Annotated in this window: 13 protein-coding genes and 1 pseudogene; 7 read left to right on the plus strand and 7 right to left on the minus strand. The window is 70.4% G+C overall.

Annotated features, from left to right (window positions below):
- Positions 1-129: 129 nt before the first annotated feature.
- The 5 genes from ACFWV2_RS09980 to ACFWV2_RS10000 form a co-directional block, all read right to left on the minus strand.
- Positions 130-1,275 carry a DUF475 domain-containing protein gene (locus tag ACFWV2_RS09980; protein WP_384404408.1) on the minus strand — a complete coding sequence of 382 codons (1,146 nt, stop codon included), beginning with the start codon at positions 1,273-1,275 and terminating at the stop codon, positions 130-132.
- A 29-nt stretch (positions 1,276-1,304) separates the two neighbouring features.
- Positions 1,305-1,880: a TerD family protein gene (locus ACFWV2_RS09985; RefSeq protein WP_360783773.1), complete on the minus strand. Its 576-nt coding sequence runs from the start codon at positions 1,878-1,880 to the stop codon at positions 1,305-1,307.
- Positions 1,881-1,962: 82 nt separating this feature from the next.
- On the minus strand, positions 1,963-2,538 hold the full coding sequence (locus tag ACFWV2_RS09990) for a TerD family protein (RefSeq protein ID WP_384404410.1): 576 nt from the start codon (positions 2,536-2,538) through the stop codon (positions 1,963-1,965).
- A 160-nt stretch (positions 2,539-2,698) separates the two neighbouring features.
- Positions 2,699-3,157 (minus strand): peroxiredoxin, encoded by a 459-nt coding sequence (locus ACFWV2_RS09995; RefSeq protein WP_384404412.1) that lies wholly within the window; start codon positions 3,155-3,157, stop codon positions 2,699-2,701.
- 116 nt (positions 3,158-3,273) lie between these two features.
- Positions 3,274-3,696: a DUF3052 domain-containing protein gene (locus tag ACFWV2_RS10000; protein ID WP_384404414.1), complete on the minus strand. Its 423-nt coding sequence runs from the start codon at positions 3,694-3,696 to the stop codon at positions 3,274-3,276.
- Between the two features lie 427 nt (positions 3,697-4,123).
- Between ACFWV2_RS10000 and aceE the strand changes: the two genes are divergently transcribed.
- Together aceE and ACFWV2_RS10010 are read left to right on the plus strand one after the other, a co-directional pair.
- Positions 4,124-6,856: a pyruvate dehydrogenase (acetyl-transferring), homodimeric type gene (gene aceE / locus ACFWV2_RS10005; protein ID WP_384404416.1), complete on the plus strand. Its 2,733-nt coding sequence runs from the start codon at positions 4,124-4,126 to the stop codon at positions 6,854-6,856.
- A gap of 98 nt (positions 6,857-6,954) precedes the next feature.
- Positions 6,955-7,809, plus strand: coding sequence for an ion channel (locus ACFWV2_RS10010; RefSeq protein WP_384404418.1), 855 nt, complete (start codon positions 6,955-6,957; stop codon positions 7,807-7,809).
- Here the strand turns inward: ACFWV2_RS10010 and ACFWV2_RS10015 are convergent.
- Both ACFWV2_RS10015 and ACFWV2_RS10020 read right to left on the minus strand, forming a co-directional pair.
- On the minus strand, positions 7,790-8,209 hold the full coding sequence (locus ACFWV2_RS10015; protein WP_384404420.1) for a peptidase inhibitor family I36 protein: 420 nt from the start codon (positions 8,207-8,209) through the stop codon (positions 7,790-7,792). The two genes, ACFWV2_RS10010 and ACFWV2_RS10015, sit on opposite strands and share 20 nt — an antisense overlap.
- 186 nt (positions 8,210-8,395) lie before the next feature.
- On the minus strand, positions 8,396-9,889 hold the full coding sequence (locus tag ACFWV2_RS10020; protein ID WP_384404659.1) for an MFS transporter: 1,494 nt from the start codon (positions 9,887-9,889) through the stop codon (positions 8,396-8,398).
- Positions 9,890-10,135: 246 nt separating this feature from the next.
- Between ACFWV2_RS10020 and ACFWV2_RS10025 the strand changes: the two genes are divergently transcribed.
- From ACFWV2_RS10025 to ACFWV2_RS10045, 5 genes and pseudogenes are all read left to right on the plus strand, one after another.
- A complete protein-coding gene (locus ACFWV2_RS10025) occupies positions 10,136-10,807 on the plus strand; it encodes a TetR/AcrR family transcriptional regulator (protein ID WP_384404422.1) in 672 nt (223 codons plus the stop codon).
- Positions 10,808-10,836: 29 nt separating this feature from the next.
- A pseudogene (locus ACFWV2_RS10030) lies at positions 10,837-11,066 on the plus strand (hypothetical protein); the annotation flags it as partial.
- A gap of 65 nt (positions 11,067-11,131) precedes the next feature.
- Positions 11,132-12,160, plus strand: coding sequence for a DUF4429 domain-containing protein (locus ACFWV2_RS10035; protein WP_384404424.1), 1,029 nt, complete (start codon positions 11,132-11,134; stop codon positions 12,158-12,160).
- A gap of 187 nt (positions 12,161-12,347) precedes the next feature.
- Positions 12,348-13,706 (plus strand): histidine kinase, encoded by a 1,359-nt coding sequence (locus tag ACFWV2_RS10040; protein WP_384404426.1) that lies wholly within the window; start codon positions 12,348-12,350, stop codon positions 13,704-13,706.
- On the plus strand, positions 13,703-14,383 hold the full coding sequence (locus ACFWV2_RS10045; RefSeq protein ID WP_384404428.1) for a response regulator: 681 nt from the start codon (positions 13,703-13,705) through the stop codon (positions 14,381-14,383). Before ACFWV2_RS10040 ends, ACFWV2_RS10045 begins: the two co-directional genes overlap by 4 nt.
- Positions 14,384-14,406: the final 23 nt, after the last annotated feature.

Raw genomic sequence — 14,406 nt, forward strand, 5'->3', positions numbered from 1 at the left:
GTAAACTGGTTGTCCCTCACGCCCTTGCCGCCTTCACCCCCCCCTGGTCGACACCCCCCCGCACACACCTGCGGGGCGGCGGGGTCCCCCGGCCGCCCCGCAGTGAAGCGTTCCTCGTCGTCGGGGGTGTCACACCCCGGACGACACCTCGGTCTTGTCACCGGAGGAACCGGACCCGCCCTCGGCCGCCGCCAGTGCCCTGTTGCGGCGGACGGAGGACCAGAAGGAGAGCGCGATCAGGATCACGCCGATGGAGCCCGTGATGAGCTCGCTGATCTCGTGCTGGATGGTGATGAGCAGGATGACGGCGAGCGCGCCGATCGCGTAGTGCGCGCCGTGCTCCAGGTAGACGTAGTCGTCCAGGGTGCCCTCGCGGACCAGGTAGACCGTGAGCGAACGGACGTACATGGCGCCGATGCCGAGGCCGAGCGCCATCCAGAAGATGTGGTTGGTGATGGCGAAGGCGCCGATGACACCGTCGAAGGAGAACGAGGCGTCGAGCACTTCCAGGTACAGGAACAGGAAGAACGCGGCCTTGCCGGCGAGGCCGACCGCGGAGACCGGCTTGCCCTGGGCCTTGGCCTTCTCCTCCTCCTCGTGCTCGCGCTCCTCCTCTTCCTCCAGCTTGCCCTCGAAGAAGCCCGAGAGACCGCCGACGATCAGGTACGTGATCAGGCCGGCGACGCCGGAGAGCAGGACGGTCGCGGACTTGTCCGCGTGACCGGTGCTGGTGTGCGCGTGGGTCGCGAAGGTCATCGCCGTGACGAGCAGGGCGATGAGCGCGACGCAGACCGACAGCATGTCGACCTTGCCGAGCTTGGCCAGCGGGCGCTCGAGCCAGCCGAGCCACTTGATGTCCCGGTCCTCGAAGATGAAGTCCAGGAAGATCATCAGCAGGAACATTCCACCGAAGGCGGCGATCGCCGGGTGGGCGTCCGTGACCAGGGCCTCGTACCGCTCGGGATTGTCCAGGGCCAGCTCGATGGCCTCGATGGGCCCGACCTTGGCGCTGATGGCGACGATCGCGACGGGGAAGACCAGCCGCATACCGAAGACCGCGATCAGGATGCCGATGGTGAGGAAGATCTTCTGCCAGAAGGCATTCATCTTCTTCAGGATTCCGGCGTTGACAACCGCGTTGTCGAAGGACAGCGAGATCTCGAGGATCGACAGGATCAGTACGACCCCGAACGCCTCCCACCCCCACTGCCAAGCGGCGAAGGCCAGGCCGAGCGCCGTGATGGCGAACGACCAGCCGAAGGTTTTCAGAACCACTGTCTACCCCATCGTGAAACTACTTGGCTTTACGAAACGTTGACCCCGAAGTCTAGAGCGATGCCCCGGAGCCCCGACGCGTACCCCTGACCGACCGCGCGGAACTTCCATTCCCCGTTGTACCGGTAGAGCTCGCCGAAGATCATCGCGGTCTCGGTCGAGGCGTCCTCGGAGAGGTCGTACCTGGCGAGCTCCTGCCCGTCCAACTGGTTCACCACACGGATGAACGCGTTGCTGACCTGGCCGAAGCTCTGGCTGCGGTTGTCGGCGTCGTGGATCGACACCGGGAAGACGATCTTGTCGCAGTGGGCGGGCACCAGGGAGAGGTCCACGATGAGGGACTCGTCGTCCCCGTCACCCTCGCCGGTGAGGTTGTCCCCGGTGTGTTCGACGGAGCCCTCGGGGCTGCGGAGCTGGTTGTAGAAGACGAAGTACTCGTCCCCGAGGACCCGCCCGGCCTGGCACAGCAGGGCGCTGGCGTCGAGGTCGAAGGGGGCTCCGGTGGTGGAGCGCGCGTCCCAGCCGAGCCCCACGAGGACCTTGGTCAGATTGGGTGCGGCCTTGGAGAGGGAGACATTGCCTCCCTTGGCGAGCGTGACGCCCATGATGCTGTTCCTCCCCGCTGGTGATGAGGCACGTCCGGCGCCGCACGAGACGTGCGGCGCCGGACGGTTCGAAGGGTTCGGCTCAGACGTTGACGCCGAAGTCCTGCGCGATACCGCGCAGGCCCGAGGCGTAGCCCTGGCCGACGGCGCGGAACTTCCACTCGGCCCCGTTGCGGTACAGCTCGCCGAAGACCATGGCGGTCTCGGTCGAGGCGTCCTCGGAGAGGTCGTACCGGGCGATCTCCGCGCCTCCGGTCTGGTTCACGACGCGGATGAACGCGTTGCGCACCTGACCGAAGGACTGCTGGCGGTTCTCGGCGTCGTAGATCGAGACCGGGAAGACGATCTTGGTGACGTCGGCCGGCACGGTGGCCAGGCTGACCTTGACCTGCTCGTCGTCACCCTCGCCCTCGCCGGTCGTGTTGTCACCGGTGTGCTCGACGGAGCCGTCGGCGCTCTTGAGGTTGTTGAAGAAGACGAAGTCCCCCTCGTTGCGGACCTTGCCCTCGTCCGTCACCAGGATGGCGCTGGCGTCGAGGTCGAAGTCCGTACCGGTGGTGGTGCGGACGTCCCAGCCCAGACCGACGGTCACGGCGGTGAGGCCAGGGGCCTCCTTGGTCAGCGAGACGTTGCCGCCCTTGCTGAGGCTGACTCCCACGAGTCCCTCCATAGGTTTTCAGGGGCAGCGCCCCCGGTCGTGCGTTGGCATTCGGATCAACGACTGGATCCTAGTGACGGGTTCCCGGTCGAAACAGTCGATTCGCCCCGCGAATCGGAGATGTCGCCGACGAATGCGGAGATGTCGCCCCCGCGGCGGCTCAGATGGCGTCGAGCGCCTTGACGTACTCACCGAGGTCGCGGGCGTCCGGCAGGGCGTTGACGACGGTCCAGCGGACGACACCCTCCTTGTCGATGATGAAGGTGCCGCGCACGGCGCAGCCCTTCTCCTCGTCGAAGACGTCGTACGCCCGGGAGGCCTCGCCGTGCTTCCAGAAGTCGGAGAGCAGCGGATAGTCCAGGGACTCCTGCTCGGCGAAGACGCGCAGGGTGTGGATGGAGTCGTTGGAGACGGCGAGCAGCTGGGTGTCGTCGTTGACGAAGGCGGCCTGGTTGTCGCGCAGCTCGCCCAGCTCGCCGGCGCAGACCCCGGTGAAGGCGAAGGGGTAGAAGAGCAGCACCACGTTCTTCTCGCCGCGGAAGTCGGACAGCCTCACGGTGCGCCCGTGGTTGTCCTTGAGCTCGAAATCCGGGGCCCTGGTGCCGACCTCGATCGCCATCGCGTACGCATCCCTTCGCCGGCCCGCCCTTGGGCCGTATCGGTGAATCCCACCCTACGGCCTGCGCGCGAAAGCCCCCGCCGGCGGACCGGCGGGGGCTCGTCGTCATGTGGTGATCAGCGCTTGGGGGCCGTCAGGCGGGTGCCCGTCCAGTCCTTGGCGACGCTGATGCTCTTGGTCTGGGAGAGACCAGCTGTCTGCGCGGCATCGTTGATGTCGCTCGGCTCGATGTAGCCGTCGCGGCCGGTCTTCGGCGTCAGCAGCCAGATGGTGCCGCCGTCCTCCAGAAGACCGATGGCGTCCACCAGGGCGTCGGTGAGGTCGCCGTCCTCGTCGCGGAACCAGATCACGACGGCGTCGGCGACGTCGTCGTAGTCCTCGTCCACGAGGTCGGCCCCGATGATGGACTCGATACCTTCACGGAGATCCTGGTCGACGTCTTCGTCGTAGCCGATCTCCTGGACCACCTGTCCGGGCTCGAACCCCAGCCTTCCGGCCGGGTTGGTCCGCTCCTCCGCGTGGTCCGCGGTCGCGCTCACGGCTTGCCTCCTGCTCATTCGGTTAAATGCTGTGGGCCGCACGTGCGCGCGGCGCTGGCCGTAGTCCACACGTGCCGGGGTGGATCGCGCAAGTGCCCGGCCGTGGAGACCGCCGAAACGGTGACGTTTGGGGCCGTCTCGCCGCAACTTCCGGCACCGCGGATCCCCGCTCCGTGATCAGGCACACATGATTCATCCCGGTTTACGGACTTCTGCGGTTTCAGTCTGCCGAACGCCCGGACGAAACGCATGCGCGGGTTGGGCGTAAGGTTGCGATTTGAGCGCCCCCCGGACATGTGGACGACACCCGAGAGACCCCCCGGGGGTTACCCCTCGGTAAATGTGACGCCTGGCGCCACCGGGGTACACGATGGACATCCCGACCACTCCGTGGCCCCGTGGGCACCACCGACAGTGAAGGAAGAGCGTGGCTCCCGGATCCGATCGCAACCCGATCATCATTGGCGGCCTTCCCAGCCAGGTCCCGGATTTCGACCCGGAAGAGACCCAGGAATGGCTCGACTCCCTCGACGCGGCCGTCGACGAGCGGGGTCGTGAGCGGGCCCGTTACCTCATGCTCCGCCTCATCGAACGGGCCCGCGAGAAGCGGGTGGCCGTGCCCGAGATGCGCAGCTCGGACTACGTCAACACGATCGCCACCAAGGACGAGCCTTTCTTCCCCGGCAACGAGGAGATCGAGCGCAAGGTCCTCAACGCCACCCGGTGGAACGCGGCCGTGATGGTGTCGCGCGCCCAGCGTCCCGGCATCGGCGTCGGCGGTCACATCGCCACCTTCGCGTCCTCCGCCTCGCTGTACGACGTCGGCTTCAACCACTTCTTCCGCGGCAAGGACGAGGGCGACGGCGGCGACCAGATCTTCTTCCAGGGGCACGCCTCCCCCGGCATCTACGCCCGCGCGTACCTCCTGGACCGGCTGAGCGAGACCCAGCTCGACGGCTTCCGCCAGGAGAAGTCGAGGTACCCCGACGGCCTGTCGTCGTACCCGCACCCGCGACTGATGCCGGACTTCTGGGAGTTCCCGACCGTGTCGATGGGCCTCGGCCCGCTCGGCGCGATCTACCAGGCCCGGATGAACCGCTACATGGAGGCCCGCGGCATCGCCGACACCTCCTCGTCGCACGTCTGGGCGTTCCTCGGCGACGGCGAGATGGACGAGGTCGAGTCGGTCGGCCAGCTCTCCATCGCCGCCCGCGAGGGCCTGGACAACCTGACCTTCGTCGTCAACTGCAACCTCCAGCGCCTCGACGGCCCGGTGCGCGGCAACGGCAAGATCATCCAGGAGCTGGAGTCGATCTTCCGGGGCAACGGCTGGAACGTCATCAAGCTGATCTGGGACCGCTCCTGGGACCCGCTGCTCGCGCAGGACCGCGACGGCATCCTGGTCAACAAGTTCAACACCACCCCGGACGGCCAGTTCCAGACGTACGCCACCGAGACCGGCGGCTACATCCGGGACCACTTCTTCGGCGACGACCACCGGCTGCGGGCGATGGTCGAGGGCATGTCGGACCAGCAGATCCTGCACCTGGGCCGCGGCGGCCACGACCACAAGAAGATCTACGCGGCCTACGCCGCGGCGAAGGCCCACACGGGTCAGCCGACCGTGATCCTCGCGCAGACGGTCAAGGGCTGGACGCTCGGCCCGAACTTCGAGGGCCGCAACGCGACCCACCAGATGAAGAAGCTGACGGTCGACGACCTCAAGCGCTTCCGCGACCGGCTGCACATCCCGGTGACCGACCGCCAGTTGGAGGACGGCCTGCCGCCGTACTACCACCCGGGGCGGGACTCCGAGGAGATCCAGTACATGCACGACCGGCGCAACGCGCTGGGCGGGTACGTCCCCAGCCGGGTCGTGCGGGCGAAGCCGCTGACCCTCCCCGACGACAAGGTCTACGCGGCCGCCAAGAAGGGCTCCGGGCAGCAGTCGATCGCCACCACGATGGCCTTCGTCCGCATCCTCAAGGACCTCATGCGGGACAAGGAGATCGGCAAGCGCTTCGTGCTGATCGCCCCCGACGAGTACCGCACCTTCGGCATGGACGCCTTCTTCCCGAGCGCCAAGATCTACAACCCGCTCGGCCAGCAGTACGAGGCGGTGGACCGCGAACTCCTCCTCGCCTACAAGGAGTCGCCGACCGGCCAGATGCTGCACGACGGCATCTCCGAGGCCGGCTGCACGGCCTCGCTGATCGCCGCCGGTTCCGCGTACGCCACGCACGGCGAACCGCTGATCCCGGTGTACGTCTTCTACTCGATGTTCGGTTTCCAGCGGACCGGCGACCAGTTCTGGCAGATGGCCGACCAGCTGGCGCGCGGTTTCGTGCTCGGCGCCACCGCCGGCCGGACGACCCTGACCGGTGAGGGTCTCCAGCACGCGGACGGTCACTCCCACCTCCTCGCCTCGACCAACCCGGCCTGTGTCGCCTACGACCCGGCGTACGGTTTCGAGATCGCGCACATCGTCAAGGACGGTCTGCGCCGCATGTACGGCCCCGACGCCGAGGACGTCTTCTACTACCTGACGGTCTACAACGAGCCGATCCAGCACCCGGCCGAGCCCGAGCACGTGGACGTCGAGGGCATCCTCGCGGGCATCCACCGCCTCAGGCCCGCCGAGGCGGGCGCGATCCCGGCGCAGATCATGGCCTCCGGTGTCGCCGTGCCGTGGGCGATCGAGGCTCAGCGGATCCTCGCCGAGGAGTGGAACGTACGGGCCGACGTCTGGTCCGCCACCTCCTGGACCGAGCTGCGCCGCGAGGCCGTGGCCGTCGAGGAGCACAACCTGCTCCACCCGGACGAGGAGCAGCGCGTCCCGTACGTGACGCGCAAGCTCCAGGGCGCCGAGGGCCCGTTCGTGGCGGTCTCGGACTGGATGCGGGCGGTGCCGGACCAGATCTCCCGCTGGGTGCCGGGCACGTACGGCTCCCTGGGCGCGGACGGCTTCGGCTTCGCGGACACGCGCGGCGCGGCCCGTCGCTACTTCCACATCGACGCCCCGTCGATCGTGCTCGCGGTGCTGACCGAGCTCGCCCGTGAGGGCAAGGTCGAGCGGTCGGTCCTCAAGCAGGCCGTGGACCGCTACCAGCTCCTCGACGTGGCTGCCGCGGACCCGGGCCCCGCGGGTGGCGACGCCTGATCGCCGAGGCATCCCCGTAGCCCCGTAGCACGGAGCTCCTGGTGAGGGCGGTGGGACCCTGGTCCCGCCGCCCTCCCGCGTTCTCTACGATTCCCCGCATGAGGGAACGCTGGGAAGAACGCACACAGGCACCGCTGCTCGTGCTCGCCGTCGCGTTCGGCGTCGCCTACGCCGTGCCGATCGTGGCTCCCGGCGCCGCGCCCTGGGTGCACCGGCTGTGCACCCATGTCGAGTGGGCGGTCTGGGCGGCCTTCGCCGTCGACTACCTGGTCCGGCTCTCGATCGCCCCGGCCCGCTGGGCCTTCGTCCGCTCCCACCCCCTGGATCTGCTCGCGGTCCTGCTGCCGATGGTCCAGCCGCTGCGACTGCTGCGGGTCGTGTCCACGCTCCTCCTCGTGGGCCGGCGGGCCCGGATGGCCCCGCAGGTGACGCTCACCACCTATGTGGCGGGCGCGGTCGTCGGGCTGATGATGTTCGGCTCGCTGGCCGTGCTGCATGTGGAGCGGGACGCCCCGGACGGCAACATCAAGACCCTCGGGGACGCGGTCTGGTGGTCGTTCACCACGATGACCACGGTCGGCTACGGCGACCACGCCCCCACGACGGGTCTGGGCCGGGTGCTCGCCGTGGGACTGATGCTGTCGGGCATCGCCCTCCTCGGCGTCGTCACCGCGAACATCGCGGCCTGGTTCATCTCCCGCTTCGAACGCGACGACGCGGCGGAGCGCCGGCAGACCGAGCTCCTGGAGACGCTGACCCGGGAGGTACGCGAACTGCGGGCCGAGGTGTCCCGGCTCTCGGCCCCGGTCGGGGCGCCCGCCCATGCCGGGTCACCGGGCGGGGCGCCGGGCTGCGCGTCGGCGGGGATGCCTGACGGGGTGCCGGGCGGCGCGCCGGCGGGGATCACGGACGGGATGCAGGGCGTTCCCGCGCCTACCGCTCCCACAGCTTGAACGCTCTGACCTCGTAGGGCGTCTGCGGCACCCAGGTGCCGCGCCCCGGGTAGGTCTCGAACTCGCCCGTCTCCGCGCACTCTGCCGACTGGTACGTGGTGACCGGACGGCCGGTGCGGTTGGCGAGGGACTGCGCCGAGGTCCCCGGCGGCAGGGCGACACAGCTGTCGATGTCGGTCGTGGCCAGCTCGTGCGTCTGCGCCCGGCCCCTGAAGTCCGACTTGGCCCAGAGGCAGAGCCGGCCGGGCCCGCAGGGCCCGAGCACGGTCCCGGACGGCACCGCCGCCGCCGGGGTGGCTGCCGGGGTGGCCCTCGGGACTGCCGCCGGGACTGCCGCCGCCGGGACCGCCAGGAGGGCGGTCAGGACGGCCGCGATGGCGAGAGCGGTCTTCGTGTACATACTGATGAACCCCCGTTTCGTCACTCTCTGTAGTCATGAGGATGGCGGAGGTCGCCGGGCAACGGAAGAGGGGCCGCCCCCGTTCACGCGAACGGGTGACGGCCCCCTACGGGAACCCTGAGGGACGAGCCGGCGGAGTCCTCACGGGCGGCCCGGCGGACGTCCTCACGGGCGGCCCGGTGGACGTCAGATGTGGCCGCCCATGCCGCCCGCCTCCGCGTTCTCGCCGCGCTTGGTGAGCGTGGCGACGAGGGCCGCGACGACGGCGACGGCACCGGCGACGGTGAAGGCCAGGCCCATGCCGTCCAGGAAGGTGTCGTGGATGACGCCGGAGATCTGCTGGAGCACGTCCGGGGTCATCCCCGGTGCCTGCGCCAGCTCCTGCGGGACCATGCCGAACTCGGCTGCCTGCTCCAGCTGCGGGTTCACCGGCGCCTGGATGCCGGCCTCCTTCCAGTTGTCCTCGAAGGCACCGGCGACCTTGGAGGACATGACGGCGCCGAGCACCGCCGTACCGAGGGCGCCGCCGACCTGCATCGCGGCCTGCTGGAGACCGCCGGCCACGCCGGAGAGCTCCAGCGGCGCGTTGCCGACGATGACCTCGGTGGCGCCGACCATGACCGGGGCGAGCCCGAGGCCGAGCAGGGCGAACCAGAGGGACATGGCGAACGTGCCGGTCCCGGACGACAGCGTGATCATGCCGAACATCGCGACGGCCGTGCAGACCATGCCGCCGACCAGCGGGACGCGCGGGCCGAACTTGGTGATCAGGGCGCCGGCCAGCGGCGAGGAGACGATCATCATCGCCGTCAGCGGCAGCAGGCGCAGACCGCTGTCGACCGGGCTGAGCCCCTTCACGCCCTGGAGGTAGAAGGTCACGAAGAACAGACCGCCCATGAAGGCGAAGGCCATGAGGACCATGAGCACCACGCCCGCCGAGAGCGGCACGGAGCGGAACATGGCCAGCGGGATCAGCGGCTCCTTGACCTTGGTCTCCCAGAAGGCGAAGACCGCGAAGAGGATCACCGCGCCGAGCAGGCAGCCCCAGGTCTTGCCGCCGGTCCAGCCCCAGGACTCGCCGGCCTTGATGAGACCCCAGACGAGGGAGGCCATGGCGCCGGAGAGCAGCACGATGCCGAGGACGTCGAAGGAGCGCGGCGCGTTCTCCGCGCGGTGGTCCTTGAGGATGACCAGGCCGAGGGCGAGCGCGACGACGCCGACCGGCACGTTGATGAAGAAGACGGACTGCCAGCTGACGTGCTCGACGAGCAGGCCGCCGACGATCGGGCCGCCGGCCGTGGAGGCGCCGATGACCATGCCCCAGATGCCGATGGCCATGTTCAGCTTCTCGGCGGGGAAGGTCGCGCGCAGCAGGCCCAGGGCGGCCGGCATCAGGAGGGCGCCGAAGAGGCCCTGGAGGACACGGAAGGCGATCACGGCCCCGATGCTCTCGGAGAGGCCGATGGCGGCGGAGGCGGCGGCGAAGCCGGCGATGCCTATGAGGAAGGTCTGCCGGTGACCGAAGCGGTCACCGAGCTTGCCCGCGGTGATCAGGGCGACGGCGAGCGCCAGCAGGTAGCCGTTGGTGATCCACTGGACCTGGGCGAGGGAGGCGCCGAGGTCGTTCTTGATGGCCGGGTTGGCGATGGCGACGATGGTGCCGTCGAGGGCGACCATCATCACGCCGACGGCAACGCCGAACAGCGTCAGCCAGGGGTGGCCGCGCAGTCCCTTCGCCGGGCCCGTAGCGGGTTCCCGGGCTCCGCCCTGACCCTGCGGGGCCTTTTCCACGGTGGTCTGACTAGTCATGCGAAGGAGATTAGTGACAGTCACTGACAATTGACAAAGTGATTCACACGCCGGTAACTGTCACATAGCTCACAGGTACGCTGAGCTGGAGGAAATGCCTGAAAAGAGGACCCCGACGTGACCCTGCCCGGCCTGCGCGAGCGCAAGAAACAACGCACGCGCGACGCGCTGACCCGGGTGGCCCTCGAACTCTTCACGGCCCATGGGTACGAGGGGACCACCGTCGACGAGATCGTCGACGCCGTCGAGGTCTCCCAGCGCACGTTCTTCCGGTACTTCTCCTCCAAGGAGGAGGTCGCCTTCGCCGTCCAGCACATGGTGGAGGAGCGTTTCGTCGAGGCCCTGGGACAGCGCCCGCCGGCGGAGGGCCCTTTCGACGCGATGCGCAACGCGGTGCTGTGCGCCTGGGACACCATCGGCGACGCCATCACCGAGGTGGTGCCGGTCGAGCTGTACCTGCGCAGCTTCCAGATGATCGAGTCGACGCCCGCGCTGCTCGCCGTCCATCTGCGCCGCTCCACGGAGATGGAGGAGACCATCGCCCGGATCATCGCCGACCGCGAGGGCCTCGACGTGGACGAGGACCCGCGCCCCCGGATCGCGGTGGCGGCGTTCAGCGGGGTGATGCGGGTCACGGCCCAGCTGTGGGGCCGGGGCACGGACCAGAGCCTGGAGGCCATTCGTGACCTCACCGAGAAGTACCTCGACCACCTCGGCCCGGCCCTGGCCCCCAGCTGGCGGGACGGGGGCCGGGGCTCCGGGGGCGAGGGGCCGGGCGGCGCTCCGTAGAGAGGCCGGGCGGCGCTCCGTCCCGTCCGGAGGTCGGCGGCATCGGGCACGGTGCCGACCCGGTGGCCCCGGCGTTCGGCGCCCCACTCCTGTCGGCGTGGGGGCGGTGGGCCCCAGCGGCTGTTTCGAGCCGGGTGCCCGGAGCCTGGGCACCTGCGCCGCGACCGGCGTCAGGGCCTGCCGGAGCCTGCTGTGCGCACCTGCCGATGGCGCTTGCCACGACGGAATATCCGGTGCGGAAGGGCGCCGACGCGCGTAGATCACGTAATTTCAGGACCTTTCGCAGGGGCGACGCCCGGGCACGCGCCGCTTACGATGAGGCGCATGGGTGATGTGCTGGCCGGAATTCAAGCCACCTGGGAGTTCGAGAGCGACGCCCTCGTCATCCGCTTCGATCGGGGGAACCGCACGCCGAGGCTCTTCAGCGTGCTGCGCGAACGACGCATACCGCACGAGGCGTTGGCGTCCGTGACGCTCACGCCCGGCAAGCGGGGCACGGTCGTGCTGCACGCCGTGCCGAGACCGGGCGCCGATCCCCTGATGGAGGCGGCCGCGGGGCAGCTCGCGGAGCACTGCGATCCGTACCGGCTGGTGCTGCCGGTGGAGTGCGAGACGCTCGCCGAGTACTACCGGGACGAGCTGCGGGCGGTTCTCGCGCGGCGGCCGACGAGCGCCTGGGGTCTGCCGGGCGCGGCGGGCCCCCCGGGCGCCTCCGACACGTCGGACCTGTCGGACTCGTCGGGGCTGTCGGACTCGACGGGGCTGTCGGGCCTGTCGGGCCTGTCTGACGCCTTCGCGACGTCGGGCGCTCCCGACCTGGCCGACGCCTCGGAGACCGCGAGCGCCGTCGACATGACTCCCGCCGAGCGTTTCCTGGTGGCGCCGCCCGCGGGGCCGCGGTCCTTCAAGGCGTACGACGGGAAGGCGAGCTTCGACGGACACGCGGAGGTCGCGTTCCGCTGGTCCTGGACGGGGGCGTCCTCCGAGAAGTGGAAGGCGGGCGACCAGACCTTCCAGGTGCGGGACCTCTGCGGGGTCGAGTGGCGCTCGCCGGAGGTCCTCGACGGGCACCTGCGCCTGTTGCCACGGGGCGGCGAACCCCGGGCGTCCCAGCCGGACCGGGATCCCGCCTCCGTCGTCTTCGGCCTCGGCTACGGGCCGGTGCACCTGTCGCTCCCCTTCGCGGCCGCGGTCCTCGCCGCGATCCGGACCACGGACCGCGTCCCCGCCCGCGTCGCCGCCCCCGGGGCGGTAGCGGAAAGGATTCGGCACCTGGGTGAACTGCACCAGGCCGGCCTCGTGACGGACGAGGAGTTCTCGGCGAAGAAGGCGGAGCTCCTGGCGGAGCTGTAGGCCTCCGGTCGGCCTCGGCGCCAGGTCTCCGGTCGAGTCGGACCTCCGGTGACTGCCGACGCCGGGCTTCCGGCGACCGCCGACGTCCAGCCTCGGTCGGCGTCGACGTCATACCCCGGTATCAGCCCGGAGCCCGGTCCCCGGTATGACGTCGGCGGCCGGGTCCCCTGCCTACCCTGGGCGGGTCATGGCTACCGAACCGCGGCACCGACCGCCCACCCTCCGACGGCTCAGCGCCGGGACACGCGAGATGTTCCACGGGCTGGGCACCGCGCTCACCACCCCCGCCGCACCAGGGGCGCCGCTCCTCGCCGACGCCTCCCCGCGCTGGGTGCGGCTGCTGCCGTACGCCGTCGCCGTCGCCCTCGTCGCCTCGCTGCTCCCCACCACGGTCCACCTCCTCGCCGGGGACTACGGCGTCAACGGCGCCCTCGCCGGGGCCCTCGGCACCGCCCAGACCGCGCCGCTGGTGCTCGCCGTCGCCCGCCCCCTCCAGGCGTGGTGGATCGTCTTCGCCGCCGATGTCCTCGGCGCCCTCGTCCTGCTCGCCGCGGACGGCCCCCGCGCCCACCTCTGGCCCTGGACGCCGCCGGCCGTCGTGGGCTACTGCGCGCTGATGATCGCGCTCGGCCTCCGCGAGTCCCGCCGGGCCCTGTTCGGGGTCTGGCTGGCGACGGGCGCCGCCGGATACGCCCTAGAGGCGTTCCGGCCGGCCGGGTACACCAGCGTCCATACCCTGTTGCTCGTCCTGAGCGGCGTCCTGCTGCTCCTCGCCTCTGCGGTACGCGCGCGTGGCGACGCCCAGCGGCGCCTCGTGGAGCAGGAGACCATCAGCGAGGCCGAGCGGGCCCGCCGCACCCTCCTGGAGGAGCGGGCCAGGATCGCGCGCGAACTGCACGACGTGGTGGCCCACCACATGTCCGTGATCACCGTCCAGGCCGACTCTGCCCCCTACCGCATCCCCGGGCTCCCGGACGCGGCCCGCGAGGAGTTCACCTCGATCGCGGCGAGCGCCCGCGAGTCGCTGGCCGAGATGCGACGGCTCCTGTCCGTGCTGCGCAGTGACGGCGGTGAGGGCGAGCGGGGCCCGCAGCCGGGGCTCGACCGGGTGCAGCAGCTGGTGGAGGCGACGGTACGGGCGGGGGTGCCGGCCGAACTGCGGCTCGCCGCCGACCTCGGGGACGTACCGCAGGCGGTGGACCTGTCCGCGTACCGGATCGTGCAGGAGGCCCTGGCCAACGTCGTCCGGCACGCGCCCGGGGCGTCCACCCGGGTGTCGGTGCGGGCGGACGCGGGCTGGCTGACGGTCCTCGTCGTCAACGGGCCGTCCACGGAGCCGGGTTCCTCGGTCGAGCGCGGCGCGTCCGGTACCGGGCACGGGCTGGTCGGCATGCGGGAGCGCGTACGGTTGACGGGCGGCTCGCTCGACACCGGGCCGCTGCCGGACGGCGGATTCCGGGTCGCCGCGCGGATGCCGCTGACCCCCGACCCGCTCCCCTCGGCGACGACGCCCCCGACCGCCACGACCGCCAAGGAACCCGAGTGACCATCCGCGTGATCATCGTCGACGACCAGGCCATGGTGCGGGCCGGTTTCGCCGCGCTGCTCGCCGCCCAGCCCGACATCGACGTGGTGGGCGAGGCGCCGGACGGGCGGCAGGGTGTGGACGTGGCACGGTCGACGCACCCGGACGTCGTGCTGATGGACGTACGGATGCCGGAGCTGGACGGACTCGCCGCCGCCCGGGAGATCCTGCATCCGCCCGTGGGGGTCACGCACCGGCCGAAGGTGCTGATGCTGACCACCTTCGACGTGGACGACTACGTGTACGAGGCGCTACGCGCGGGTGCGTCCGGTTTCCTCCTCAAGGACGCGCCGCCGGCCGATCTGATCGCGGCCGTACGGGTGGTGGCGGCGGGCGAGGCGCTGCTCGCCCCGTCCGTGACCCGGCGGCTCATCGCCGACTTCGCCGCATCCCGGCCCGCCCCGCGCCGGGACACCACGGCGCTGCGCCTGAACGGACTCACCCCGCGCGAGACGGAGGTTCTGGAGCTGATCGCCCGGGGCCTGTCGAACCAGGAGATCGCGGACCACCTCGTCCTCGCCGAACAGACGGTGAAGACCCACATCGGCCGGGTCCTCGCCAAGCTGGACCTGCGCGACCGGGCACAGGCGGTGGTCTTCGCGTACGAGTCGGGGCTCGTGACCCCCGGCACGTCCTGAGCCCGCAGCGCCGCCCTCCCGCC

Origin of the sequence: Streptomyces sp. NPDC058671 (assembly GCF_042716475.1) — a bacterium.
Classification (GTDB): Bacteria; Actinomycetota; Actinomycetes; order Streptomycetales; family Streptomycetaceae; genus Streptomyces.